Annotated in this window: 24 protein-coding genes and 1 pseudogene; 13 read left to right on the top strand and 12 right to left on the bottom strand. The window is 67.4% G+C overall.

Annotated features, from left to right (window positions below):
• Nucleotides 1–40 precede the first annotated feature (40 nt).
• The 11 genes and pseudogenes from AC6CID_RS21505 to AC6CID_RS21455 all read left to right on the top strand — a co-directional run.
• Nucleotides 41–1,012 (top strand): LysR substrate-binding domain-containing protein, encoded by a 972-nt coding sequence (locus AC6CID_RS21505; RefSeq protein ID WP_094980614.1) that lies wholly within the window; start codon nucleotides 41–43, stop codon nucleotides 1,010–1,012.
• Entirely contained in the window at nucleotides 1,005–1,442 is a 438-nt protein-coding gene (locus AC6CID_RS21500) for an OsmC family protein (RefSeq protein WP_006551214.1), read from the top strand. Before AC6CID_RS21505 ends, AC6CID_RS21500 begins: the two co-directional genes overlap by 8 nt.
• A gap of 3 nt (nucleotides 1,443–1,445) precedes the next feature.
• Nucleotides 1,446–1,733 (top strand): acylphosphatase, encoded by a 288-nt coding sequence (locus tag AC6CID_RS21495; RefSeq protein ID WP_006551215.1) that lies wholly within the window; start codon nucleotides 1,446–1,448, stop codon nucleotides 1,731–1,733.
• A gap of 87 nt (nucleotides 1,734–1,820) precedes the next feature.
• Nucleotides 1,821–2,765 carry an SMP-30/gluconolactonase/LRE family protein gene (locus AC6CID_RS21490; RefSeq protein ID WP_498354436.1) on the top strand — a complete coding sequence of 315 codons (945 nt, stop codon included), beginning with the start codon at nucleotides 1,821–1,823 and terminating at the stop codon, nucleotides 2,763–2,765.
• A gap of 36 nt (nucleotides 2,766–2,801) precedes the next feature.
• Nucleotides 2,802–6,428, top strand: coding sequence for a chromosome segregation protein SMC (smc, locus tag AC6CID_RS21485; protein ID WP_498354435.1), 3,627 nt, complete (start codon nucleotides 2,802–2,804; stop codon nucleotides 6,426–6,428).
• 12 nt (nucleotides 6,429–6,440) lie between these two features.
• On the top strand, nucleotides 6,441–8,024 hold the full coding sequence (gene ftsY / locus AC6CID_RS21480; RefSeq protein ID WP_498354434.1) for a signal recognition particle-docking protein FtsY: 1,584 nt from the start codon (nucleotides 6,441–6,443) through the stop codon (nucleotides 8,022–8,024).
• Between the two features lie 221 nt (nucleotides 8,025–8,245).
• Nucleotides 8,246–9,553, top strand: coding sequence for an ammonium transporter (locus AC6CID_RS21475; RefSeq protein ID WP_006551219.1), 1,308 nt, complete (start codon nucleotides 8,246–8,248; stop codon nucleotides 9,551–9,553).
• A gap of 63 nt (nucleotides 9,554–9,616) precedes the next feature.
• On the top strand, nucleotides 9,617–9,955 hold the full coding sequence (locus AC6CID_RS21470; RefSeq protein ID WP_006551220.1) for a P-II family nitrogen regulator: 339 nt from the start codon (nucleotides 9,617–9,619) through the stop codon (nucleotides 9,953–9,955).
• Nucleotides 9,945–12,458, top strand: a complete 2,514-nt coding sequence (locus AC6CID_RS21465; RefSeq protein ID WP_024100623.1) for a [protein-PII] uridylyltransferase — start codon at nucleotides 9,945–9,947, stop codon at nucleotides 12,456–12,458. Before AC6CID_RS21470 ends, AC6CID_RS21465 begins: the two co-directional genes overlap by 11 nt.
• Nucleotides 12,459–12,586: 128 nt before the next feature.
• On the top strand, nucleotides 12,587–14,155 hold the full coding sequence (gene ffh / locus AC6CID_RS21460) for a signal recognition particle protein (protein ID WP_024100624.1): 1,569 nt from the start codon (nucleotides 12,587–12,589) through the stop codon (nucleotides 14,153–14,155).
• A gap of 63 nt (nucleotides 14,156–14,218) precedes the next feature.
• A pseudogene (locus AC6CID_RS21455) lies at nucleotides 14,219–14,533 on the top strand (amidohydrolase family protein); the annotation flags it as partial.
• A gap of 470 nt (nucleotides 14,534–15,003) precedes the next feature.
• Here the strand turns inward: AC6CID_RS21455 and AC6CID_RS21450 are convergent.
• Nucleotides 15,004–15,300: a hypothetical protein gene (locus AC6CID_RS21450; protein ID WP_498354433.1), complete on the bottom strand. Its 297-nt coding sequence runs from the start codon at nucleotides 15,298–15,300 to the stop codon at nucleotides 15,004–15,006.
• Nucleotides 15,301–15,490: 190 nt separating this feature from the next.
• On the opposite strand from AC6CID_RS21450, the gene AC6CID_RS21445 reads away from it, so the two are divergent.
• On the top strand, nucleotides 15,491–15,646 hold the full coding sequence (locus tag AC6CID_RS21445) for a hypothetical protein (RefSeq protein ID WP_498354432.1): 156 nt from the start codon (nucleotides 15,491–15,493) through the stop codon (nucleotides 15,644–15,646).
• A gap of 76 nt (nucleotides 15,647–15,722) precedes the next feature.
• Here the strand turns inward: AC6CID_RS21445 and AC6CID_RS21440 are convergent, their stop codons facing one another.
• Both AC6CID_RS21440 and AC6CID_RS21435 read right to left on the bottom strand, forming a co-directional pair.
• Nucleotides 15,723–15,977, bottom strand: coding sequence for a hypothetical protein (locus AC6CID_RS21440; RefSeq protein ID WP_248846231.1), 255 nt, complete (start codon nucleotides 15,975–15,977; stop codon nucleotides 15,723–15,725).
• Between the two features lie 297 nt (nucleotides 15,978–16,274).
• Nucleotides 16,275–16,532, bottom strand: coding sequence for a hypothetical protein (locus AC6CID_RS21435; protein WP_248846232.1), 258 nt, complete (start codon nucleotides 16,530–16,532; stop codon nucleotides 16,275–16,277).
• 247 nt (nucleotides 16,533–16,779) lie between these two features.
• Between AC6CID_RS21435 and AC6CID_RS21430 the strand changes: the two genes are divergently transcribed.
• On the top strand, nucleotides 16,780–17,085 hold the full coding sequence (locus tag AC6CID_RS21430; protein WP_498354431.1) for a hypothetical protein: 306 nt from the start codon (nucleotides 16,780–16,782) through the stop codon (nucleotides 17,083–17,085).
• Between the two features lie 467 nt (nucleotides 17,086–17,552).
• On the opposite strand, the gene AC6CID_RS21425 is transcribed toward AC6CID_RS21430, so the two are convergent.
• From AC6CID_RS21425 to AC6CID_RS21385, 9 genes are read right to left on the bottom strand one after another with little or no spacing between them, the layout of a single operon-like run.
• Complete coding sequence (locus AC6CID_RS21425; RefSeq protein WP_006551226.1) at nucleotides 17,553–17,855, bottom strand: hypothetical protein; 303 nt, start codon at nucleotides 17,853–17,855, stop codon at nucleotides 17,553–17,555.
• Nucleotides 17,852–19,336, bottom strand: a complete 1,485-nt coding sequence (locus AC6CID_RS21420) for an MFS transporter (protein WP_217579895.1) — start codon at nucleotides 19,334–19,336, stop codon at nucleotides 17,852–17,854. The genes AC6CID_RS21425 and AC6CID_RS21420 overlap by 4 nt, the downstream gene beginning before the upstream one ends.
• Complete coding sequence (locus AC6CID_RS21415) at nucleotides 19,333–20,433, bottom strand: pyridoxal phosphate-dependent aminotransferase (protein ID WP_064060945.1); 1,101 nt, start codon at nucleotides 20,431–20,433, stop codon at nucleotides 19,333–19,335. Before AC6CID_RS21415 ends, AC6CID_RS21420 begins: the two co-directional genes overlap by 4 nt.
• Nucleotides 20,430–20,939 (bottom strand): GNAT family N-acetyltransferase, encoded by a 510-nt coding sequence (locus AC6CID_RS21410; protein WP_006551229.1) that lies wholly within the window; start codon nucleotides 20,937–20,939, stop codon nucleotides 20,430–20,432. Before AC6CID_RS21410 ends, AC6CID_RS21415 begins: the two co-directional genes overlap by 4 nt.
• Nucleotides 20,936–21,796 carry a diaminopimelate epimerase gene (gene dapF, locus AC6CID_RS21405; protein WP_498354430.1) on the bottom strand — a complete coding sequence of 287 codons (861 nt, stop codon included), beginning with the start codon at nucleotides 21,794–21,796 and terminating at the stop codon, nucleotides 20,936–20,938. Before dapF ends, AC6CID_RS21410 begins: the two co-directional genes overlap by 4 nt.
• Nucleotides 21,783–22,730, bottom strand: a complete 948-nt coding sequence (argC, locus tag AC6CID_RS21400) for an N-acetyl-gamma-glutamyl-phosphate reductase (RefSeq protein ID WP_033096491.1) — start codon at nucleotides 22,728–22,730, stop codon at nucleotides 21,783–21,785. Before argC ends, dapF begins: the two co-directional genes overlap by 14 nt.
• A gap of 22 nt (nucleotides 22,731–22,752) precedes the next feature.
• Entirely contained in the window at nucleotides 22,753–23,463 is a 711-nt protein-coding gene (locus AC6CID_RS21395) for a 2OG-Fe dioxygenase family protein (protein WP_006551232.1), read from the bottom strand.
• Nucleotides 23,460–24,434 (bottom strand): iron-containing redox enzyme family protein, encoded by a 975-nt coding sequence (locus tag AC6CID_RS21390; RefSeq protein WP_230826425.1) that lies wholly within the window; start codon nucleotides 24,432–24,434, stop codon nucleotides 23,460–23,462. The genes AC6CID_RS21395 and AC6CID_RS21390 overlap by 4 nt, the downstream gene beginning before the upstream one ends.
• Before the next feature lie 25 nt (nucleotides 24,435–24,459).
• The gene (locus tag AC6CID_RS21385) at nucleotides 24,460–25,272 is read right to left on the bottom strand and encodes a ThiF family adenylyltransferase (RefSeq protein ID WP_198162495.1); all 813 of its coding nucleotides are present in this window, start codon (nucleotides 25,270–25,272) and stop codon (nucleotides 24,460–24,462) included.
• Nucleotides 25,273–25,756 lie beyond the last annotated feature (484 nt).

Below are 25,756 nucleotides of genomic sequence, written 5' to 3'. Positions count from 1 at the left end.
GTAAATTGACAAAACGTCAGTTGATTCATAACTTTCAGTAATGCAATCCGCGTTCGGTCCATCCTCGTCCGTCCCGGAGCAGGTGCGACGCATCCGCCTCCGGCACCTGAGATGTTTCGTCACCGTCGCGCGCGAGGGTCAGGTCGGTCGGGCCGCCGAGCTGTTGCAGCTGAGTCAGCCGGCCGTCACGAAGACACTCAACGAGCTCGAGGTGCTCGCCGGAGCGAAACTCCTCGACCGCGGCCGACACGGTGCGCGCCTCACCGCGGCGGGTCACCGCTTCCTGCGATACGCGCAGGACGTCACCACCTCACTGGACGCAGCTGTGGCCGCACTGGCGGGAGCGGCCGAACCCGCCCGCGAGCCGCTGCGGATCGGGGCCCTACCCACCGTGGCCGGGTACGTACTCCCCGAAGCTCTGGCGGAGCTGCGCCGCGTGCGCGCCGATCTGGACATCCGGATCCGCACCGACCCCAATGCCGTCCTGCTGTCGGCGCTCGCCGCCGGCGCCCTCGACGTCGTCCTCGGGCGCATGGCCGAACCGTCCCGGATGGTGGGGCTGTCGTTCGAGCTCCTGTACGCCGAGACGCTGATCCTCGTCGTCCGGCCCGGCCACCCCCTCGCCGGGCGTTCCGTCTCCGTCGCCGACACGCTCGAACACCCCCTGGTGGTCGCGACCAGCGGAACCGTACCGCGCCACGCGACCGAGGCATTGTTCGAACGTCACGGCCTGCGACTGCCGGTCGGGCTGATCGAGACACTCGACCTCGCGGTGGCACGCGGGGTGGTGCGGCGCAGCGACGCCGTGTGGATCACCACCGAACGCGCGGCCCGGGACGACCTCGCCGACGGCGTGGTCCGGCGCCTGGACCTACCCACCGCGGGCACCGTCGAACCGGTCGGAGTGCTGCGACGCAGTGCCGACGCGTCGTCCGCCGAGGTCGAGGACTTCGTGACCATCCTGCGCGACCTCCCGGTCGACGGGACATGGCAGGATTTCCTCCATGGCTGACCAGACTTCCGACCTTCCCACCACCGAGCTGTGGGTCGAGCGCACCGGCACGCGCCGTTACACCGGACGCAGCTCCCGCGGCGCCGAGGTGCTCATCGGCTCGGAGAGCGTCGAGGGCGTCTTCACCCCGGGCGAGCTGCTCAAGATCGCGCTCGCCGCGTGCTCCGGCATGGCTTCGGACTTCCCGCTGTCCCGCAGGCTCGGCGACGACTACGACGCGACGATCCGCGTCTCCGGTGCCGCCGACCGCGAGAACGAGGTCTACCCGCACCTCGAGGAGGAGATGGTCCTCGACCTGTCGGAGCTCGACGCAGACGCACGGGACCGCCTCATCGCCCTCGTCGAACGCTCCGTCGACAAGGTGTGCACGGTGGGCCGCACCCTCGAGGCGGGCACCGAGGTCTCGCTGACGATCACCCCCGAGGACTGATCGATGAGCGCCCCCGCAGACGTCGAACGGCTCACGGCGTGGGTGCACGGCCGCGTCCAGGGGGTCGGTTTCCGCTGGTTCACGCGTGCCCGCGCACTCGAACTCGGTCTCGTCGGGCACGCGACGAATCATCCCGACGGTCGCGTCATGGTCGTGGCCGAGGGCCCCCGGCCGGCACTCGAACAGCTCCTCGCGTGGCTGCGGTCCGGCGACACCCCCGGTGAGGTGCGGCTCGTCGTCGACTCGTGGGATCCCGCGCGCGGCGACCTCGACGGTTTCGTCGAACGTTGACGTCCGTCCTGTTTGTCCATTCGGCTTGGTATCCTGCCGCGATCGGGTGCACGCGGCCGGGGGCCGCGGTCGGCGAGGGGGAGACATATGGGCAGGCATGCACGTTCGACGATGGTGGCGGCAGCAGCCGCCGCTGTGGCAGTGGCACCCCTGGCCGCAGCACCGGCGGCGGCCGGTCCCACTGCCGCAGCACCGGCGGCGTTCGTTCCGGCTGCCTGCGCACCGCGGTCCGTCACGACGGTCGCGTCGGGGCTCGGTGTCCTCGAGAACCTGGCGTTCGACGAGCGGGGCGGTCTGCTCGTCTCGGACACCTCCTTCGTCGGCCCCGGAGCGCTGCGCCGGATCACTCCCGACGGCAGCGTGACCACCGTGCTGTCCGAGGTGACCGGTCCGGGCGGCATCGTCGTCGACGTTCCCACCGTGTACCTGAACGTGGGCAACACGACCGTCTCGGGGTTGGCCGGGATCGCCGACGGCACGATCGACACGCTCGACCTCGATACGGGTGAACGCGGCACCCACGGCACCGGGCTGGTCATGCCCAACGGCCTCGGCCGGCTGTCGGACGGATCGATGCTCACCTCACGCGATCTCGGCGAGGTCGGACTCACCCTCGTGCCCGCCGGCGGTGGCGAGGCCCGCGTCGTCCGTACCGATCTCGGATCCGTCAACGGCATCGCCGTCGACGGCGACACCGTCTTCACCGTGACGACCTTCGAGAACGTCAACCGGCTCCACATCCTCGACGCACGCGACCTCGAAGGACCCGTGCGCAGCATCGACCTGCCCGGGCCGGGGCTGCTCTCTATGCCCGACGACCTCACGATCGGTCCCGACGGCGCGCTGTACATCGCGCTCAACCTCGCCGGCGCGGTCCTGCGGGTCGATCCGGCGACCGGGCACAGCTGCCGCATCGCCGAGGGCATCCCACTGATGTCCTCGCTCGCCTTCGGTTCGGGACCGGGCTGGGACCCGAACGTCCTGTACACGACCGGTTTCGACGGGACGGTCCGCGCGGTGCACCCGGCCTAGGAAAGCGGTCACAACCCGCCGGTAGAGTTCTCACCCATGTACCTCAAGAGTCTGACGTTGAAGGGCTTCAAGTCCTTCGCCTCGTCGACGACTCTCCGTTTCGAACCGGGTATCACCTGTGTGGTGGGCCCCAACGGGTCCGGCAAGTCGAACGTCGTCGACGCACTCACCTGGGTGATGGGGGAGCAGGGCGCCAAGGCCCTGCGCGGCGGCAAGATGCAGGACGTCATCTTCGCCGGAACCGCCGGCCGCCCGCCGCTCGGACGCGCCGAGGTCACGCTCACCATCGACAACTCCGACGGCGCGCTGCCCATCGAGTACTCCGAGGTCTCCGTCACCCGCCGTATGTTCCGCGACGGCGCGGGCGAATACGAGATCAACGGCAGTTCCTGCCGTCTCATGGACGTACAGGAACTGTTGTCCGACTCCGGTATCGGCCGCGAGATGCACGTCATCGTCGGTCAGGGCCGCCTCGCCGCGATCCTCGAATCCCGCCCGGAGGACCGACGCGCCTTCATCGAGGAGGCCGCCGGCGTCCTCAAGCACCGCAAGCGCAAGGAAAAGGCGCTGCGCAAGCTCGACTCGATGCAGGCCAACCTCGCGCGCCTCACCGACCTCACCGCCGAGCTGCGCCGCCAGCTCAAACCGCTCGGCCGGCAAGCCGAGGTCGCGCGTCGCGCCCAGACCATCCAGGCCGACCTGCGCGACGCGCGGTTACGTCTGGCCGCCGACGACCTCGTCACGCGCCGCGCCGAACTCGCCGGGCACGACGAGCAGGAAAAGATGGTCCGGGAGCGGCTCGACACCGTGCTCGCGGCCTTCGACGACGCTAACGCCGAACTCGCCCGCCACGAACAGGCCCTCGCGCAGCTCACTCCCGGTGCCGAAGCGGCGTCGCAGACCTGGTTCCGCCTGTCCGCCCTCGCCGAGCGCGTCTCGGCGACCGTGCGGGTCGCGCAGGAACGCGCCCGGCACCTGCACGCCGAACCCGAGGACCGTTCCGGTCAGGATCCCGACGAGATGGAAGCCCGTGCCGACCGGATCGCCGCCGAGGAAGCGGAACTGGTCGAGGCCGTCGAGATCGCGCACGGAGCCCTCGAGGCGGCCCGCGAGCAGCTCGCCGCGCAGGAGGAGGCTGCAGCGGCCGCCGAACGCGCACATCTGGCCGCGGTGCGTGCCGTCGCCGACCGGCGCGAGGGCCTCGCGCGTCTCGCAGGCCAGGTCGAGACGATGCGCACCCGCGCCGAATCGATCGACGCGGAGATCGCACGCTTGACCGTCGCCATCGAGGAGGCCCGGCTCCGCGGCGTCGCCGCACAGGCCGAGTTCGAGACCGCTCAGGCACGCATCGACGATCTCGACGCCGGTGAGATCGACGCCGACGCGCAGCACGAACGAGCGCTGGAAGCACAGCGGCTCGCCGACGAGCGGGTCACCGAACTGCAGGAGGCCGAACGCGCCGCGGGCAAGGTGGTCGCCTCCCTCGGCGCCCGCATCGAGGCCCTGTCGATGGGCCTCGAACGCACCGACGGTGCGGCCTGGCTGATCGACACGCGGTCCGGTGACGGACTCGTGGGGCGCCTCGCCGACCGGCTCCGGGTGTCCTCGGGATACGAGGCCGCCGTCGCAGCTGCCTTCGGCGCCGCGGCCGACGCCCTCGAGGTGGAGTCGGTCGACGCCGCGATCTCGGCGGTCGCAGCGCTCGCCGACGCCGACCAGGGTCGGGTGGCATTCGTCCTGCCCGGCACTGCCGGTCCCACCGACACCGGCGACCTGCCGTCCGGTGCCCGATGGCTCCGCGAGGTCGTCGAGTGCCCCGCAGACCTGCGCGGAGGCGTCGACGGCCTGCTGGCCCGCACCGTCGTGGTCGACGACCTGCCCATTGCCCTCGGGGTCTGCGCTGCCCGGCCCGATCTGCGCGCCGTGACGCGCGGAGGAGACCTCGCCGGCTCGGGCTGGGTGGTCGGCGGCTCGCACCGCGCCCCGAGCACCCTCGAGATCCAGGCGGCGATCGATACTTCCCGTGCCGGCCTCGAACAGGCCGAACGTCGCTCCGAGGAACTGGCCGCAGCCCTCGCGGGCGCACTCGCGGAACAGGCCGAACGCGCCGAACACGTCGAACAGACCCTTGCCGCGCTCAACGAGTCCGACGCGGCGATGTCGGCCGTCTACGAACAACTCGGTCGGCTCGGCCAGGCGGCACGCACCGCTCACGCCGAATCCGGACGCCTCGCAGCCCAACGCACGGAGGCAGAGAAGGAACGCGACGCGGCACGGGAGAAGCTGGCCGAGCTCGAGGAGCGACTGCGCCTGGCCGAGGACGACTCGGCCGCAAGTAGCGACGGTGCGGGCACCGATCACACCGCCGCCGAGCGGGAGATGGCCGCGACCGCGCTCGCCGAGGTCCGGGCCATCGAGGTCGAGGCGCGACTCACGGCACGCACGGCCGAGGAACGTGCCGAAGCGCTTCGGGGCAAAGCGGATTCGCTCCGCCGCGCCGCGCAGGCCGAGCGCGAGGCCCGCGCTCGTGCCGAACGTGCCCGCGTCGCGCGTCGTCAGGCGGCGGCCGTCGCCGCGGCGGTGGCCGAATCAGGGCAGCGACTCGCCGAACAACTCGAGGTGGCCGTGGCGACGGCACTCGCACAGCGCGACGACCTGAACCGGCGCCGCGCCGAATGCGCCGAGCAACTCGAACGGGCCCGCGAACTCGTCCGCGAACTGTCCGTGCAGCGCGACCAGCTCACCGACGCGGTGCATCGCGACGAAGTGGCCCGGGCGCAGGCCTCGCTCCGGATCGAGCAACTCGAACAGACCATCCTCGAGCAGCACGGCATCGCCCTCGACGACCTCGTGGCCGAGTACGGCCCCGACGTGCCGCTGCCGCCGACGCCGCTGGAGATGGCCGAGTACGAGCAGGCCCGCGAACGCGGCGAACAGGTCGTCGCTCCCCAACCGATGCCCTACGACCGGGTCACTCAGGAGCGGCGGGCCAAGCGCGCCGAGAAGGATCTCGCGACGCTCGGACGCGTCAACCCGCTCGCGTTGGAGGAGTTCGCGGCGCTCGAGGAGCGGTACAACTTCCTGTCTACCCAGCTCGAGGACGTCAAGAGCGCCCGCAAGGACCTGCTCGCTGTCGTCGAGGAGGTCGACGCGCGAATACTGCAGGTGTTCACCGAGGCGTACGCCGACGTCGAGCGCGAGTTCGAACAGGTCTTCGCGAAGTTGTTCCCCGGCGGTGAGGGGCGGCTCGTGCTCACCGACCCGAGCGACATGCTCACCACCGGCATCGAGGTCGAGGCCCGGCCGCCGGGCAAGAAGGTCAAGCGCCTGTCGCTGCTGTCGGGCGGCGAGAAGTCCCTGACCGCGGTGGCGATGCTGGTCGCGATCTTCCGGGCCCGTCCGTCGCCCTTTTACGTGATGGACGAGGTCGAGGCCGCGCTCGACGACACCAACCTGCGACGGTTGATCGGGCTGTTCGAGCAGCTGCGCGAGAAGTCCCAACTCATCGTCATCACCCACCAGAAGCCGACGATGGAGGTCGCCGACGCGCTGTACGGCGTGAGCATGCGGGGCGACGGCATCACCCGGGTCATCTCGCAGCGACTGCGCGGACGCGAGATCGCGACACCGGTCCCCGAACCGGAGGAAGAGCTCCAGGCCTGACAGTATGGGTGCGTGAGTACCGGAGCCTGGATAGTCATCGCCGCCGCGCTGGCGGTCGTTCTCGTCGCGCTCGTCGTCGGTCTGACCCTCTACCGGCGGCGGCAGGTGTCGCTGAAGGCGCCCGAGACCCCGCAGCTCGATTCCGCCGAGACGAAGGACCGCTCGGGCGGTTACAAGGCGCAGAGCGGATTCAGTTTCTCGCAGGGCACGGCCGCGCCACCGGCGCCGGCCCCCCGACCTGCGCCGAAACCGGCACCGAAGCCTGCGGTGAAGCCGGAGCCGGCGCCCCGCACGGTGCCGTTGCCGGAGGAGATCACCGAAGCTCCGCCGAGCGCACCCGCACCCGCCGAGCCGAAGGCGGAACCTGCGCCTGCGCCGAAGGCGGAACCTGCGCCTGCGCCGAAGGCGGAACCGAAGCCCGAGCCGAAGGTCGAGCCCAAGCCCGAGCCGGAGCCTGCGGAGCCGAAGCCTGCCGAACCGGAGCCGGTCGAGCCCGAGATCGCCCCGGAGCCGGAGCGTCCCGCTCCCGAGCCCGTCGAGCCCGAGGTCGAGCCCGCCCCGGCGACAGAGACCGTTGCCGAACCCGAGGTCACCGAACCCGAGGTCGTCGAACCGGAAATCGTCGAACCGGCCGGACCGGCCGCTGTTCCTCCGGCAGCCCCGATCGAGGAGATCGAACCCACCGCAGGTCGCCTTGTCCGCCTGCGCGGCCGTCTGGCCCGCTCGCAGTCAGCAGTCGGCAAGAGCCTGCTCGGCCTGCTCGGTGGTGGCGATCTCGACGAGGACTCCTGGGAGGAGATCGAGGACACGCTGCTCGTGGCCGACCTCGGTGCCGCGACGACCACCAAGATCGTCGACCGTCTGCGTGAGGAGATGGTCGTGAACAACGTGCGCAGCGAGGCCGACGCCCGCGCTGTGCTGCGCAGCGTGCTTGTCGATGAGCTCCGCCCCGAGCTCGACCGCTCCATCCGGGCCCTCCCGCACGAGGACCATCCCGCGGTGCTGCTCGTCGTCGGTGTCAACGGCACCGGAAAGACCACGACGACCGGCAAGCTCGCCCGCGTGCTCGTCGCGGACGGACGCCGGGTGCTGCTCGGTGCCGCCGACACCTTCCGTGCCGCGGCCGCCGACCAGCTGCAGACCTGGGCCGAACGCGTCGGCGCCGAGGTCGTCCGCGGCAAGGAGGCCGCCGATCCGGCCGCGGTGGCGTTCGATGCCGTCGCGAGGGGCATCGACAACGGTGTCGACGCGGTCCTCGTCGACACCGCCGGCCGCCTGCACACCAAGACCGGCCTGATGGACGAGCTCGGCAAGGTCAAGCGCGTCGTGGAGAAGAAGGCCGCCGTCGACGAGGTTCTGCTCGTCCTCGACGCGACGATCGGCCAGAACGGTCTGATGCAGGCCCGCGTGTTCGCCGAGGTCGTCGACATCACCGGTGTGGTGCTCACCAAGCTCGACGGAACCGCCAAGGGCGGCATCGTCTTCCAGGTGCAGCACGAACTCGGCGTCCCGGTGAAGCTGGTGGGTCTCGGTGAGGGCGCCGACGATCTCGCCCCCTTCGAACCGGAAGCCTTCGTGGACGCCCTGTTGGGCTGATCCGCACCGCGTCCGTTGTTCCGGTCGCTGTCCGCTCATGCGGGCAGCGGCCGGTTCTGTCGGTGGGGATGCGGTGTCCGAAAAGTGTGAAACAAGGATGAAACAAGGTCGGTTCCTGCGTTCACGCCCACGAAACAGCGCGGCGCCTCCACGGAAACATCCGGGCAGCAAGCTTTCCCTCGACAACGCGCCGCTCGGCGCGGCCTACAGGGAGGTTGCAAGTGGAGGAAGTGGTGAACACCGGCGACGCAGCGTGGATGCTGATAGCAGCGTCGCTCGTGCTTCTGATGACCCCGGGCCTGGCGTTCTTCTACGGCGGGATGTCCCGTTCCAAGTCCGTGCTCAACATGATGATGATGTCCTTCGGCGCGATGGCCGTGATCGGGGTCATCTACGTCCTGTGGGGCTGGTCGATGTCCTACGGCAACGAGAGCGTACTCGGGATCTTCGCGAACCCCTTCGAGCAGTTCGGTCTGCAGGGAGCCATGTACGGCGAGGATGGTGAGTTCCTTGCAAGTGGTTCGGGCAACTACCCGCAGATCATCGACATCGGTTTCCAGGTGACCTTCGCGATCATCACCACCGCCCTGATCAGCGGTGCGCTGGCCGAGCGCGTGAAGTTCGGTACGTGGATGGCGTTCGCGGCCATCTGGGTCACCTGCGCCTACTTCCCGCTCGCCCACATGGTGTGGGGTGGCGGCCTGCTCTCGGGCTCCGAGGACAGCATCGCAGCGGCCATGTTCGGCACCGTCGAGGACGGCGGAGAGGTCAGCGCCGCGGTGGAGCCGATCGACTTCGCCGGTGGCACGGTCGTGCACATCAACGCCGGTATCGCCGCTCTCGTCCTGGCCGTCGTCATCGGCAAGCGTGCCGGCTTCGGTCGCACCGCCTTCCGTCCGCACAACCTGCCGTTCGTCATGCTCGGTGCCGCGCTGCTGTGGTTCGGATGGTTCGGCTTCAACGCCGGTTCGGCCTTCGCCGCCGACGGTACTGCCGGCCTGGCCTGGGTCAACACCACCACCGCCACCGCCGCCGCCATCCTCGGCTGGCTCCTCACCGAGCGCATCCGTGACGGCAAGGCCACCAGTCTCGGTGCCGCGTCCGGTACCGTCGCCGGCCTGGTCGCCATTACCCCCGCTGCCGGCTCGCTGAGCCCGGTCGGATCGATCGCCCTCGGCGTCATCGCCGGTGTCCTGTCCGCCCTCGCGGTGGGTCTGAAGTACAAGTTCGGTTACGACGACTCGCTCGACGTCGTGGGTGTCCACCTCGTGTCCGGCCTGTGGGGCACGGTCGCCATCGGCTTCCTCGGCACCGAGACCGGATTGTTCTACGGTGGCGATTACAAGCAGCTCGTCATCCAGATCGTCATCGCAGTCGTCGCCCTGGTGTTCACCGCCGTCGTCACCGCAGTGATCGCCTTCGCACTCAAGCCCATGGGCTGGCGTGTGAGCGACGAGGAAGAGGCCCGCGGTATCGACGAAGCCGAACATGCGGAATCCGCATACGACTTCGCGCCGGCTCTCAAGTGATAAGAAGACCACGACAGTGAGCAGGGATGACAGCGGCCAGCGGGCTCTGGGAAGGATGAGGATATGAAGCTGATCACGGCGATCATCAAGCCGTTCACGCTCGAGGACGTCAAGGCAGGCCTGGAGCAGGCCGGTGTGCTGGGAATGACAGTCAGCGAGGTGCAGGGGTACGGCCGCCAGAAGGGCCACACCGAGGTCTACCGCGGAGCCGAGTACTCCGTCGACTTCGTGCCGAAGGTCCGTGTCGAGGTCGTCATCGACGACTCCGCTGTCGACAAGGTCGTCGAGACCATCGTCGAGGCCTCCCGTACCGGCAAGATCGGCGACGGCAAGGTGTGGGTCACGCCCGTGGAAGCCGTTGTCCGGGTCCGCACCGGAGAACGAGGTTCGGATGCGCTCTGACCCCCAGGGGTCCGGCACTCGAGGCCCTGATCGCGCTGCTTCGGCAGCGGGATCGGGGCCTTCGGTGTCCTCGGCCCGCACAACCGCACCGGCGGGCGCCGCCGATCTGGCGGCCGCCCGCGACACCCTGCTCTCCGGCGGCCCCCGCAGCCGCCGCCTCGACACCGTGGCCCTGCGCCACGCCCTCGTGGACCTGCACGAATTCTGGTTGACGACGAAGGGCTCCGAACTCGGCATCAAGCGCGAGGGAGGCTTCGCCATCGTCGCCGTCGGGGGTCTCGGACGCCGCGAGATGCTCCCGTACTCCGATCTCGATCTCATCCTCCTCCACGACGACATGGCGCCGTCCGTCGTGTCGAAGGTCGCCGACGAGCTCTGGTACCCGCTGTGGGACGCGCACATCAAGCTCGACCACAGTGTCCGGACGGTGCCCCAGGCCCTCCAGGTGTTCTCGTCCGATCTGACGGCCGCGTTGGGAATGCTCGAGGCGCGGCACATCGCGGGCGACGCCCAGCTGAGCAATCTGCTCATCGGTGGTGTGCGACGGCAGTGGCGCACCGGCATCCGGTCCCGCTTCGACGAACTCATCGAGACGACCGAGGTGCGATGGCAGCGCAGCGGGCAGATCGCCCACCGGGCCGAACCCGACCTCAAGAGCGGTCGCGGCGGGTTGCGGGACGTGCAGTTGCTCAATGCCCTGTCCGTTGCGCAGCTCACCGACGGCATGCCAGGACTCGGACCCGACGTCCCGGGCGGCGGGCTCGCGGCCGCCCACCGGCGACTGCTCGATGTACGCACCGAGCTGCACCGCGTCGCCGGCCGCTCCCGCGACCAGCTGCGCGCGCAGGACGCCGACGAGATCGCCGCGGCGCTGCGGATCGGCGACCGTTTCGATCTTGCGCGGGTGCTCACCGAATCGGCCCGCACGATCAGCTATTCCGTCGACGTCGGTCTGCGCACCGCGGCCAATTCGCTGCCGCGCAAGGGTCTGTCGCGTCTGCGCCGCGGACCGGTGCGGCGTCCGCTCGACGAAGGGGTCGTCGAGCACGGGGGAGAGGTCGCCCTCGCACGCGACGCGCATCCGCGTCGCGATCCGGGCCTGATCACGCGGGTCGCGGCGGCCGCTGCGCAGGCCGGACTGCCCGTCTCGGCGGCCACGCTCACCCGACTCGCCGATCACGCACCGGAGCTGCGCGAACCCTGGCCCCGGGAAGCCCTCGACGACTTCCTGGTGCTGCTCGGCTCGGGACGTCGCGCGGTCGACGTCATCGAGTCGCTGGACCGCACCGGACTGTGGGGGAGGTTGCTCCCCGAATGGGGTGCGGTGCGCGACCTGCCGCCCCGCGACGCCGTCCACACGTGGACCGTCGACAGGCACCTCGTCGAGACCGCCGTGTACGCGAGCGAACTGACGACGCGGGTCTCCCGTCCGGACCTGCTCGTCCTCGGCGCATTGCTGCACGACATCGGGAAGGGACGCGGGGGCGACCACAGCGTGGTCGGTGCCGAACTGGCCCTGCAGATCGGGCGGCGGATGGGCCTGTGGCCTTCGGATCTGGCGCTGCTCACCTCGATGGTGCGGCACCATCTGCTCCTGCCGCACACCGCGACCCGCCGCGACCTCGACGATCCGGAGACCGTGGCCGCGGTCGTCGGCGCCCTCGACGGGGATCCGGTGCTGCTCGACCTGCTCCACGCCTTGGCCGAGGCGGATTCGCAGGCCACCGGCCCGGGGGTGTGGGGGGACTGGAAGGCGTCGCTGATCCGGGAACTCGTGCGCCGCTGCCGCATGATGATGGCGGGGGACGAGCTGCCGGCACCGGATCCGATCGATCCCGCCCTCGCGAACCTCGCCGAGGACGGCGCCCTGCACGTCGCGCTCGAACCACGCGAGGACGGCCGCAGCTTCTCCGCGACCTTCGTCGCGCCCGACGAGCGGGGCGTGCTCTCCGACGAGGCCGGTGTGCTCTCCCTGCACGGTCTGCGGGTGCTGTCGGCCTCGATCGGCAGTCACGCCGGCAGCACGGTCAACAGCTTCGTCGTGGCTCCGAGATTCGGTTCACCGCCCGAAGCGGCCCTGCTCCGGCAGGAACTCGTGCGGGCGCGCTCCGGCGATCTCGACCTCCTCGGTGCCCTCGAGGCCAAGGACCGCGCCGAACGCGAGAGCCGGCTTCCCGAGCGAACGGCCCGGGCGGTTCCGGTCAGCGCCGCTCTCGCGCCGCCGCGGATCATCTGGTTCGAAGGATCCGAATCGGACCAGGTCGTGCTCGAGATCCGGTCGGAGGACCGGATCGGTCTGCTGTGCCGTCTCGCGGACGTCTTCGAGCGTGTCGGAGCCGACGTGCGGTGGGCGCGGGTGAGCACGCTGGGTTCGACGGTGATCGACTCGTTCTGCGTCGATCTCGCCGGTGCCCACACCCGTGTCTCCCGGGAACATCTCGAGAAGGAACTGTTGTCGGTCCTGCCTGCTCCCGAGCCGCCCGCACCCGTCGACAGAGCGTGACCGACGGATCGTGACAGCGCGGGTGGCCCGCGCTGTGGTGTGGCCACCCGCGATCGCGAGGGATCGGGAGCGGTTACCCTGGTTCGCAGCAATGTCCGCATCTTCGTCAGAGCTCAGGAGCGCATTCGGTGTTCGAATCCCTTTCCGACAGGTTGACAGGGGTCCTGAAGGACCTGCGCGGCAAGGGGCGGCTGTCCGACGCGGACATCGACGCGACCTGCCGTGAGATCCGCCTCGCCCTGCTCGAGGCCGACGTCGCGCTGCCCGTCGTGCGCGAGTTCATCAAGAAGATCAAGGTGCGCGCCAAGGGCGCCGAGGTGCATGGCGCGCTCAACCCGGCCCAGCAGGTCGTCAAGATCGTCAACGAGGAACTCGTCGGGATCCTCGGCGGCGAGACCCGTCGTCTGCAGTTCGCGAAGAACCCGCCGACGGTCATCATGCTCGCCGGTCTGCAGGGTGCCGGTAAGACCACGCTCGCGGGTAAGCTCGCGAAGTGGCTCAAGGCGCAGGGGCACACCCCGATGCTGGTCGCCTGCGACCTCCAGCGCCCCGGCGCTGTGACCCAGCTGCAGGTGGTCGGTGAGCGTGCCGGCGTGTCGGTCTTCGCGCCCCATCCCGGCACCTCCATCGGCGGAGGCGAGAACGAACTCGGAGTCACCGCCGCCGACCCGATCGCCGTGGCCGAGCAGGGCATCGCCGAGGCGCGCAACAAGCAGTACGACGTGGTCATCGTCGACACCGCCGGTCGCCTCGGTATCGACCAGGAACTCATGGCGCAGGCCGCGGGCATCCGCGACGCAGTGCAGCCCGACGAGGTGTTGTTCGTCCTCGACGCGATGATCGGTCAGGACGCCGTGAGCACAGCCGAGGCGTTCCGCGAGGGCGTCGGCTTCACCGGCGTGGTGCTCACCAAGCTCGACGGCGACGCTCGCGGAGGTGCCGCGCTCAGCGTCCGCGAGCTCACCGGCCAGCCGATCATGTTCGCCTCCACCGGTGAGAAGCTCGAGGACTTCGACGTCTTCCACCCCGAGCGCATGGCCAGCCGCATCCTCGGCATGGGCGACGTGCTCACCCTGATCGAGCAGGCCGAGCAGGTCTTCGACGCCGAGCAGGCCGAGGCCACCGCCAACAAGATCGGTTCCGGCGAGCTCACCCTCGAGGACTTCCTCGAGCAGATGATGGCCGTGCGGAAGATGGGCCCCATCGCCAATCTCCTGGGCATGCTGCCCGGAGCCGGGCAGATGAAGGACGCTCTCGCCAACGTCGACGAGAAGCAGCTCGACCGCATCCAGGCGATCATCCGCGGCATGACGCCGGAGGAGCGCGCCAACCCGAAGATCATCAACGGCTCGCGGCGATTGCGCATCGCCAACGGTTCCGGTGTGAAGGTCTCCGACGTCAACCAGCTCGTCGACCGGTTCTTCGAGGCCCGGAAGATGATGACGGCCATGGCCGGCCAGATGGGCATGCCGGGCGCACGCAAGAATCAGCGCAAGAAGGGCAAGAAGGGGAAGAAGGGCGGTCGCGGACCGACGCCGCCGAAGGTGCGGGGCGGTATGCCCGGCGGCTTCCCCGGTCTCCCAGGCGGCATGCCCGCCGGGATGCCCGACCTGTCGAAGATGCCGAAGGGCCTCGACGAGCTTCCTCCGGGACTCGAGAACTTCGACCTGTCGAAGCTGAAGTTCCCCAAGAACTGAGCCGGTCCGGGGATGACCGTGACCGAGGGTGATGCGCGTTCCTTCGTCGTGTGAGGCCGGTCGTTGGCCGACGGCGAACCCGTCGAACTGTTCGTCGGGGCCGACGGAGCGTTCACGGCCGAGCCCGGCCGCGACGCCGAGGTGCTCTGCGCCGACGGCTGGATCCTGCCGGGCCTCGTCGACGCGCACTGCCACGTCGGCCTCCGGTTCGGTGGGGGAGCGGAGGACGAGGAGGGTCTGCTCGCGCAGACCGTCACCGAACGCGACGCGGGTGTCCTGCTGCTCCGCGACGCCGGGTCGCCTGTCGACACCCGGGCCCTCGATCAGCGGGCGGACCTGTCCCGGATCATCCGGGCCGGCCGGCACATCGCCCTGCCCAGCGCTCGCTGATCTAGCCCGCTAAAGTAGCCGATCCCTCGATGATGGGAAGGACGGAAGTACATCCCTGACCGGGGGAGGCCCGTGTATGGGTCCGCACACGTGTTCTGCGGATGGGCGGTCATGTCCCGCACTCGGCAACTGGGGCCTTTCGTGACTTCACAATGGTGGTTTCGCCTCGCTGGTGATGAAGCACCGGTGCTGTGGGAATGGCGCTCGATGGGTGCCCCGGATCCGGGATCGCTGGTGTCGGTGCGGCGGCCGCGGTCGTCGGTGCGGCAGCGACACATTCCAGTGTCGGCGTCGCGAAAGGCGATGTCCTCGACCCGGTGATCACTCGGATCACCCGCGGCCGTCCCTATCGGCACGTCATGGGATTCGAGGCAGGCGAGCAGCGTCGCGCGGACAAGGACGCACTCTTCAACACCGACCGACGCACCGGCGAGTACCCGTTGATCGACTGGGGGTGGTCACGCGCCGACGCGATCGACTACACCCGCTCGATCCTCGGCACCAGCGTCGGCAAGAGCGCGTGCACATTCTGTCCGTTCAGCTTTGCCAACAAGAGCAGTCGCGCCGAGAACTTCGCTCGTTATGCCGAAGCACCCGAAGTCGGCGCGAGAACTCTGTTGATGGAACACCTCGCACTCGCGCTCAATCCAGCGCAGGGCCTCGTCGGCGGCCGCCGCCTGATCGAGATGCTCCGCGAGCACCAGCTCGACAACGTCCTGGATGCCGTCGAGGCAATCCTCGAGAGCCACGAGCACGCCATCTACGAGATTCGCCGCATTCTGCGGCCCCGCAAGACCGACCCGACCGAACTCGGCGATGCCGCACGCTCGGTCCGCATCCGCGGCTGCGGCTCCCGGGCCAGCATGCACAACATCCTCGGTCGCCTCGCGGCCGACGGAGCCGCACAGAACAAGGTTCGCCCGGACATCGGGGACGATGGAAATCGTGCGTGTCTACCAGCACGAACGTGGCCCGGTGTGCCCGACCGTCGAGCGGTACTTCGTCGTAGCCCCGGCCCTGGCGTTACCGAAAGAGCACGCCAACGTCGACCAGTGGTGGACACAAGCCTTCGCCGCCGACGCGATGCAGCCGGCAGTGTAAGGCGCAGGGGACGTGCCATTTACGCATGTCAGTGGGGGTGTACCGGGTGGGCCGCCGGTCAACGGTCCAAAGATGGTCACATCTTCCACAGAGCCAGCACCGCGGCGCGCAGGTTCGCAGAGATGATGCGGTGGTCGCGGTGCAGGCGCGGGTTCGAGTGACCGCGGTCGGTGAGGATGCGCGTGGCGTCGGATATGGCGATGGGGTCGAGGTCGGCGCGGGCGCGTAACCGGTAGGCCAGGGCGTGGCGGGTGTGGGGGATGCGGTGGGGGCCGGTTGCGACGACGGCCGGCGGGTCCAGCCGGGTGTCGTCGTTGCTGATCCGGATCACGACGTCGCCGGGCTGGAGACGGGTGCGGCGGTCGGGACCAGGGTTGTCCTCGCGGACCTAGTGGGTGCGATAGCCCGGGGCCGATCCCGGCCAGGGGTACGACGCGGCCGATCTGCCAGATGGCGGTGGCGCTGTCGAGGAACACCTCGTCGACGACGGTGTCCTCGAGACGGTCGAGGAAGGCATGTGCTGCTGCGATGGCGCCGGGATCGTCGGCGATCAGCGCGGTTTTGTCGGCGACGGTGGAGACGTGCGAGGCGCTGGCCGGGCCGACGATCACCTTCTCTGCGGTGACGATCAGGCCGGTGTGCAGGTTCGCAGTCGACAGCACCTGCACGCCGGCGTCGAGGAAGTGGGCGAGGGTGGTGGGGATGTGGCGTGTGCGCGCACGGCGGCGCGGGCGGTGTCGACGATCAACTGGCCCCCGCTGCGCAGCGGCAGCAGGTCGGGCGCGGTGTGGTCGAGGTAGGCGATGGCGACGCGCCGGGGTCCGGGCCGGCGCAGGGCCGCAGTGATGGCAGGCCAGGGGTGAGGTGCGTGCAGGGTCGTGCCCATGCTCGGCACGGTAGCGAACAACGACGTCGTGCACGATGCAGACATGGACCGAGAGAGGCGCTGTCGGCGGCGGTGCGGATCGGGTATCGACCCGCCCTCGTCTCGGCAGGACTGTGGAGGCGACACTGTGCACCTGCAAGTGCAGACCGGAGACGGCCCGGCTCCGGTCGAGTCCGTGGAGCGAGGAGCGGGGATGTACGGAATGCGGACGAGCCGGGAGCACTTCTCGATACCCGGATCGAATCCGGTGGCAACCTCGGTCGATGTGCACGCTCTCGCCGAGACCGCGCGCCGCGTAGGCGGTGTCGGTCGGGGTCCGGCGCCGGTGATCGCCGAACTCGTCACCGGCGACTGGCAGCTGGTGTACTTCGCCGAGGCGGACCGGTTGCGGGAGATCACCCGCGCCCAAGGCCGCAAGTATGAAGGGGTGCGCGCCGGTCGGCTGCGGTGGTCCTCGACCGTGCGCGCTGTTCCCCCGGTGACGGAAACCGCCGTACCGCCCCGTGATCTCGATGTCCCTGCTGCGTCCCGAGCCCATCCGGAACCGTGGTGATGCCCACCGACGATGTGACGCCGCTCCGGCCGCGTACCGCCACCGGAATGATGATCGCGGTGCTGTAGGTCACCTTCGCGATGTGGTTCGCCGCTTCCGGTCAGGCAGGTCCCGGTGTCGGCGCGGGTCTACTGACCGTGATTCGGCTCATCGCCGTGGCGTGCGGGTGCCGCGCACGCGACCGCACTGCCACCGTCGATGGCGCGGGGACGTGTCATCGAGGCAGTTAAATGGCGTTGCATTATGAATGTACTGCGCTTCATGATGTCGTCTCCCCGGATGATCATCTTCCCCGGTGCCCAGCGATTCCGGCCGGTACGAGTTCACGACTCGTGCGTGGGACCCCTACAACCCGGCTCCAGGGGTCGGGATCGCTCAACGGGCACCCGATCGAACAGTGCTCCGCCGGTTTCGCGATTTTCAGAGGTACCGTGACTACTCCGACCGATAGTCCGCTTGCTCCTGGGTTATCCCGAGAATGACAGCTCCGGTACGGCTGCGGGGACGGTGGGAGGAGCCGGGAAGGAACCGGACGTACGTTCCTGCGGGATGACACCGATTTCCTTCAAGGATTTCGCCCCGAAGAACGTAGTACCATTCCTCCCGGTGTGACGGCCCACCTCGGGCCAACAACTGCCGGGGGCAAATTCGATCAGCCAACTCGACGCGAAATCCGAACGATGAATGCGCCGCCGCAGAATGCCGTCGGTGACCGGTTCGGCCTCGATGTCGAACACGGACAGCACGTGGCAGAGCGGCTCGTTGGTCATCGTGGCATCACCTTTGCTGCGGACACGTCCTCCGACACCCTGACGGCGTGAGCCCGCCGGTGAGGTCGGACTACGCGGAGAACTGCACAGGCGAAGGCAGCAAGAGCGACAGCACAGACGACAATCATCCCGTCGCGATAGTCGGCGGGTGTGGCTACGACACCGACCGAAGTTCCCTGCGGGAGCCGGAGTGTCACGACCGCCAGCACAAGCGCTGAGCCCAACTGATAGCCGGTCTGGGCAACCGCGGCAGCTACGCCCTGGTCCCGATCGGGAACTCCGGAGGTGGCTTGCACATAAGCGCCGGTAAAACTCATCGGGAAAGCGAAACCGACAAGCACCACAGTGGGAAGGACGAGATCCCAGAACGAACCCCCACCGCCGATTCGCAGGAACAACAGGTACGCGACTGCATAGATGCCGAAACCGGTAGCGATGACGAGGCGGGTTCCCACAGCGCTGATCAATACGCCGACCTTAGGTCCGATGATTGCCACCAGGACACTCAACGGGAGGAACCCAAGCGCCATCTGCAGCGGTGACCAGTGCAGGTTCTGCTGCAGATATAGCGCACTGAGGAACTGAAAGCTTGTGTAGGTTCCCATGATTGCAGCGCTGAACAGAGCGGCGGAGAGCAAGTCCCCCCCGCGGAACAGGTGCCGGGGGAACAGAGGTGCGACGCTACGCCGTTCCGTGTATGCGAACCCTGCGGCGAGAACGAGCACCCCGGTTGCCAGGGCGAGTGTCGACGTCGAGGTCCAGCCTGCTTGTGGCGCTTCAACCACGGTGTAGACAAGCAGCAGCATCGTCGCAGTAAGAGCGAGCGATCCGGGCAGGTTCAATGTTCTCCGCTCGGTGCGGATTGGTCGATCAGGGGGGACGAAGGTCACTGCGCCGGCCCAGACTACAGCGGCCATCACCACTGACAGCGCGAATACCCAGCGCCACCCGACACTGCTGAGCAGGCCGCCACCGAGAAGGCCGGCCGAGAAGCCGACGGCTCCGCAGGCCGTGTAGATGCCGACGGCACGATTTCGGGCTGGTCCTTCAGGGAAAGTCGTGGTGATGATCGCGAGCCCGGCTGGTGCGGTCAGCGCTGCGCCCACACCCATACCGAACCGGGCAACGATGATCAACTCGACGGTGGTAGCGAACGTTCCGAGCAGAGATCCAGCAAGCAGGATCGCCACGCCGACGAGCAGGACCACACGGCGGCCGATCGCATCGGCGAGCCTGCCGGCGAACAGCAGCAGACCGCCGAAGCTGAGAACGTAGGCGCTGACGGTCCACTGAACGGCGCTGGCTGATGTCGCAAACTCGGATTGTATCGACGGTACAGCCACACCGATCATGGCGCTGTCGAGGCCATCGAGGAACAACGCACCACACACCACGACGAGGACTGCCCATAAACGTATGTCCCAGCCGGACTCGCTTGGTTCGATGGTCCCGGATGACGCGGTCGGTTCCGAATCGTTCATGCGCGGCCTCCGGCCGTGAGGGGATCCAATCGAGGACCGCACACGGCTCGGGCCAGAACCTTCAAGCCGCGGTCGAGATCTACGGGAGGCCGAGCGATGGCGACACGCAGATACCCGGGCCGATCGAACACCTCCCCGGGGATGACGAGTACACCCTCATCAAGCGCCCGTCGGGCCACGGCGAGACTGTCGAGGGACTTATCGATCCGAAGCCACGCGAATGGCAGATCGTCCCGAGCATTGACGATGCTGACCTGCGGGAGCACAGACGCCCATTCCTGCAGAGTGTGAGCACCACTTCGACAGAGGGTGCGGGCTCGGGCGAGAAACCGGTCGCCGTCGCGCAGGACGGCCGTCGCGATGGACTCGCACAGTACCGAGTTGGAGATGGTGGTCAGGTGCTTCCGCTGCGTACAGCGGTCGACCAGGTCAGCAGTGGCGATACACCAACCGATACGAAGCCCCGGCAGACCGTGCAGCTTCGACAACCCGCTGATGACGGCAACGCAGTCGGAGATCCCGGCCGCCGACATATCGGGATCGCAAACATACTCCTCGTCGACCACGAGCACGGCGTCGTAGGCATCGGCGATGTCGGCGACCGCTTCGATGAAGTCGCGGGACGCGGTCCAACCGGTCGGGTTCTCCGGTGTGGCGACGACGATGACCTTCGTTCGCCAGGTCACGGCCTCCGCGACCGCAGCCAGCAGAGTGTGCTCACACGGATCGAGTGCGACCGTCACAACCGAGAGCCCGACCTCGGCCGGATAATAGGTGTGCTGGCTCCAGCCCGACCCGATCACTACCGCTTCGCTGCGATCGGTGATTTCGAGGCTGCGGACCAGAAGGGAGAATGCCTCTTGGGCACCGTGGCAGACAAGAACGTCTGCCGGGTCGACATTGTGGTAGCGCGCAGCGATAGCTGCACGCAGTTCGGGCAGCCCGGCCTGGTGACCATATCCGAGTGGCACGGTGGTGATCTCGGCGAAGCCCGGGACAGTGGTAATGTCCGCGAGTTCGACGTTGCTGTCACCAAGATCGAGGGTGTAACGACCGTAGCTCTCGACGAAGATCCATTGCTGCATCGTCAGTGTCATGCTGGTGTGATCCTTCGTTGGACGATAGCGAGGTCCTTCCGGACACCTTCGAGGTCCGCCACCCCCGTGCACATGCCGACGCGATCGAAACCGAATCTGGCGAACAACTGGACGCTCGCAGCGTTGTCGGCGAACATGCTGGTGACGACCGTGCGGATGCCTAGGCGAGGAGCGTCGTCCAGGAAGGTGCGTAGCAACGTCGATCCGATCCCGCGACCTTGGAAGGCCGGATCGAGATAGACGCCGCAGTCTGCGGTGACGCGGTAACCGGGACGATCGTTCCAAAAATCGGATACGGACAGATATCCGGTGACCGTGCCATCGTCGACAGCCACATAAATAGGTCGGGACCCGAAATCTCTTCCGGAGAACCATCCTTCGATATCGTGCACGCCACGCGACTCGAGGTCACACGTACTGGCACGCGATTCGATTGCGTGATTGTAGATCTCGCATATGCGCTGCGCGTCGGCGACTGTGGCGTGACGGACGGTCAGTGTGGTCATAATGCAGCTACCGCCTTCGGGGAGGGGGGTCGGACGGTGCCCGCGAACACATGGTGCGCCCGTCCGGTCTGCCAAATTTGTGTGCCGCGCCGATCGACGGTGAGCTGGCCACCGGGCATCCGAACGGTCACCGGGGCGGTGGTCGAACCGCGCGACAGTGCGGCCGCCGCGGCGGCGCACGCGCTGCTACCCGAGGCGAGAGTACGGCCGGATCCACGCTCCCAGATGTCGATGTCCATCCCGGCTGCGTCGATCCGTGCGACGAACTGGACGTTGGTGCCGGAGGCGAACAGAGGATGAGTGGCGATCTGCGGTCCGAGGGTGTTCTGGATATGGGGCTCGACCGGGGTGAACACGACCGTATGTGGATTTCCGACGGACAATGCGGTCACGTCGAGAGCGCCGGCGGAAGTATCGAGCACGAACCGCTGTGGATCGATCGAGGGGTCGGTCAGCCCGATCGCGTGGGGCTCGAACACCGCCGGTCCCATTGCCACAGTGAGCGTGCCATCGTTGTTGACCTCGATCGGGGACGTTCCGGCGAGGCAGTCGATCTCGAATCGATCGCGATCGACTGCGCCGATATCGAGCAGCCACTGAGCATAGATGCGCAATCCGTTGCCGCTGCGCTCGCATTCGCTGCCGTCAGAATTGAAGATGCGCACTCGGAACGGCCCGCTCGCCAGGGACGGGCAGTGGACGAGAATACCGTCGGCGCCCACACCGAATCGGCGATCGCACAGCCTGACGATCTGCTGTACGTCCAAGGTCGTGCCGAAGTGACCGCCGTCGAAGACGAGGTAGTCGGTGCCCAGCGCGGTGTACTTCGTGAAAGGGAGATGCTCAGTGCTGGTCATCGATACCGAGCCCTTCCGGGTAGCCGAACATGATGTTCAGATTCTGGATTGCGGCCAGCGACGCGCCCTTGCCGAGGTTGTCCAGGTGGCACACCAAGGTCAGGTCGGTGCCGTCGTCGAAGCAGTAGACGGCAGCGTTATTGGTGCCCACAACGTCGTCGACCATGAGCAGACCGTTCGGGTCATCCGGTTGCGCGGTGCGCACCTGGACGAATTGTTCGTCCGCATAGGACTGTTCGTACTGCTTCAGGACGGCGACGGCGTCGGTCTCGTCGGTCAGGGCTTCGCGACCGAGGGTGATCGTCACCGACATCCCGCGTTCGAAGGCACCGACGGACGGTACGAACTGTGGCTTGCGGCCGAGTGGGCTGTGTCTCACGATCTCGCGCACGTGCTTGTGCTCGTGGTCGTGGGTGTAGCTGCCGGTGCGCAAGGTCTCGCCGGCGCGTTCGAAGCGCTGCAGCATCGCGCGACCGCCTCCGCTGTAGCCGGAGATTCCGAAGATGGGAACGTGCGCATTCCGGCGGAGGAGACCGGCGCGCGAGAGCGGGTTGAGCAACAGGAGCGCCCCAGTGGCGTAGCACCCGGGGTTGGCTACCCGCCACGCACCACTGATCCGATGTCGCTGGGCACCGCGGTCCAGTTCGGGCAGCCCGTATGCCCAACCGTCCGACACCCGGTGTGCACTGCTGGCGTCGAGCACGCGCACACCCAGTTCGTCTGCCAGAGCAGCGGATTCCATCGCAGCGGCGTCGGGAAGACACAGCACCGCACATTCGGCCTCGGCGAGGAGAGCGCGCTTGGCGGCGAGATCCTTTCGATCGTCGTCCGACAAGTGCAGGATTTCGAACTCGGGGTGATGGCGTCGCAGCAGGTCTTCGATCAGAAGACCTGTGGTGCCGGCTGCCCCGTCGAGGAACAAGGAGATGCTCATAAGTGATGTCCTCGCCGGCCGATCACATCCGGCCCGGGACAACGTGCGGTTCGAGCACGGCCGTGTCGTGCTCGTCGCCGTACCACCGTTCGTCCCACCGTGAGTAGGCAACGATGAGGATGTCCCGGGTGCCGCGGACATCGGTGGCCGCCTGGATGTCGGTCACATCATGCAGGACCGCCCGATCGTCGAGCAGCAACGTTTGACCGGGGGTCATCGTGTGTTCCCATAGCGGCTGTCCGGCCTCCTCGTCACTCCACACCCGAGTGCAGCCGCCGGTGACGTTCGAACGGGCGAACGCGCTGATGGTGACGAACTCGTGACCGTCCTTGTGCCGGCCTTCCGGAGTCAGCTGGCCGGAGCGCCGGGGTTCGGCGATGCTCCGGTTCTGGTGCACGTTGATCTGCCAGGCGGTCGTGCGGTCGAGGCCGAGCTGGTCCGCCAGTTCGGTGACGATCCCGCTGAAGTCCACCTCGAGCGGCTCGTACGGGCGCTTGAATCCGCCACCGACCGGGTTGAACTCCTTTGGCGCGGTGTAGGCGCGTGCCGGCAGCAACTCGGTGCCCCAACCATCGCTATCGTGGACGAGCTTGAACTGGGAAAACCGCTTGTATCGGGTGCCGTTGCCCATGAACGGATCGTGCGGACAGTTCTCATAGGAGATCAGTTGCTCGGCGGTGGCGAACAAGCCGTCCACGAGTGCGTAGCCGCGCTGTGCGAGATCTGTGTTCATCGGGCACTTCCGTAGGTCAGGGTCTGCAGGGTGGAGTCGAGGTAGCGCTGCGACGAGTTGAGGCGCGCCACGGCGCCCCAATAGATCTCGGGTGCCACCTCGGGACGTTCCTCGACCAAGGGAATGATGACGTTCTTGAAAAACCCCGACGCATGGCGCGCATCGATGCCGATGTGCTCGCGGTGGTACTCGATTCCCTCGACGGAGAGCGCGTTACGCCGCCACGCCTCGAGCAGCTGCGCGCACCGGCGCGGAAACAGGAATTCGGTCACGGCGAAGCTGCCCACGGCACGGAAGATCAAAGGCCTGCGCAATGCCAGCATGGCTGAGAGGTTCCCGCATACCATGGCGTCGACACTGAGATTCTCGCGGATGAAGTCGTCGGTGGCACCGACCTCGTTGAGAGCGTTCTGGAACATCACGGTGTGCACGCGCGGTTCGGTACCGTTTCCCATCTCGTCCCAGTAGTTGCCGGCCAGTTCGAGTTTCGGGCGTACGGACATCCCGATTTGCATCAGAGCGATGAAGTCGTCGAACCGCGGATCCAGCGCCGACTCCTGCGCAAGGTAGTAGGCGATGTCGCCGATTTCAGCACTGTCGGGCAGGAATTCGATATAGAACGGGTGCCGGTTCGCTGGGTGCTCGCGAACGATCGATTTCAGACTGCGCACGAATTCGAGCCCGCCCCCGGACGTTGACGGGCATGCGGCGTGGTCGATGAATCGGTCCTCGTATGAGAGCATGCGCTCTTCGATCTGCAACGCACAGTGCAGGTCGGAACGCAAGGTGTCCAAGCCGGTCCGGGGCACGGAAGAAGGAATTTCGAACGAACGCGCATGAACGTCCGCAAGGCGCTGCTGAACCCGCAGCAAGGCGTCACTGTCGCCATACGTGTATGCGCGGTCGAGGAGTTCGGGCAGGTCGTTGATTTCGGCGGGCTGCTCGAGCAGGCCAGAAGAGAGTGATGCCATGAGATCTCCGAAGGTCGCTAAGGGATCAGCCGAGAACAGCAGTGGACATGGAGCTGGAAACGAATTGCATTGCACGAAGATCGAACTCGTACATCTCGGGAACGGGACGGAACTGGGACGGCAGTCCGAGGATTGCGCAGACGGCCTGCATCGACCCCCACGAGGTGGCCAGCAGGCACGAGGCGCTCACTGAGGCGACCTTGTGGTTCTCGAAGTCGAGATTCGGATCGTCGAGATAGGCGCGATGCAACGCGTTCGGAGCGAGTGTGTTTCCGAAGTTCTCGAGGTTCTGCTGCTCGTCGTTCGAATCGGACTGGTGGAACAGGACGTCGAAGTCGATTCGATCGTTCTCGTGATAGTTGAAGTAGTGCCCCGTCACGCCGTACGCGACCGGGCAGCACAACACGGTGGGCACCTTGTGAATGAGAGCCTGACGGTGCAGCATCCGACGCTCGTTCATGGCGAAGAAGTCGATGGTGTCGCAGAGCGCCGAGGCGCCGGCGACGAAGTCGGAGACATTGTCTTCGTCGATGTCCGGGAACCGCGTGACGGTGATCTCCGGATTGATCGAGCGCAAGCGCTCTTCCAGCACCTCGGACTTCAGACGTCCGACGGTGTCCACTGTCGCACCGAATTGGCGATTCATGTTCTCCGGCCCGAAACGGTCCGTATCCGAGAGGCGGAAGTTGCCGATGCCCATCCGTGCGAGGCACTCCGCATACGTGTACCCCGTTCCGCCGCAACCGGGTATCGCCACTGTGGCCTTGCCCAGTGCGCGCAGCTGTTCCTCTGTAACCAACCCCAGCATGCGCCCGAACAGCACTTCCCGTGGATACACATTTCCCCCTCTGATCACGTTGAAGGCAAAGGACCCGGCATCGACCAAACCTGCGTCGAGACGTGCACGAGCAGGCGGAACAGATGCTGTGGTGATGGCCCCCGGACATCGAAAAGAAACCATCCGAGCGGTTTCTTTCGGGCAACTATAGCGCCCGATCGGGGCTTCGCAAGTGCAACAAAACGGATCCCTAGGCTCGGGCTTTCGCCCTCAGTTGTAGTTGGTGACTCGTCACGGATCGCTGACCGGATAACCCACCGGACTCAAGGTGAGGCGCCCGACAGGCTGTTTCCGAAACAAAGGCGCACCCACCAGATGACGGATGCAGAAGAGTGTCGCGAGTCGCTCTTCCACTCTGATCCGCCGACTGAACGCGTCCGGGATCACGACACAGAACACCTTCCCGCACGCGTCGTATGTTCAGTGGGGGAACCACCCGACACGAAGCGCTCAGGGGACTGCTGCTGACCTACAACTCGTTCGG

This window comes from Rhodococcus sp. GQ147 (assembly GCF_059759155.1).
Note: the sequence above shows the minus strand (reverse complement) of the source record. Positions and strands in the feature narration are given on the sequence as shown.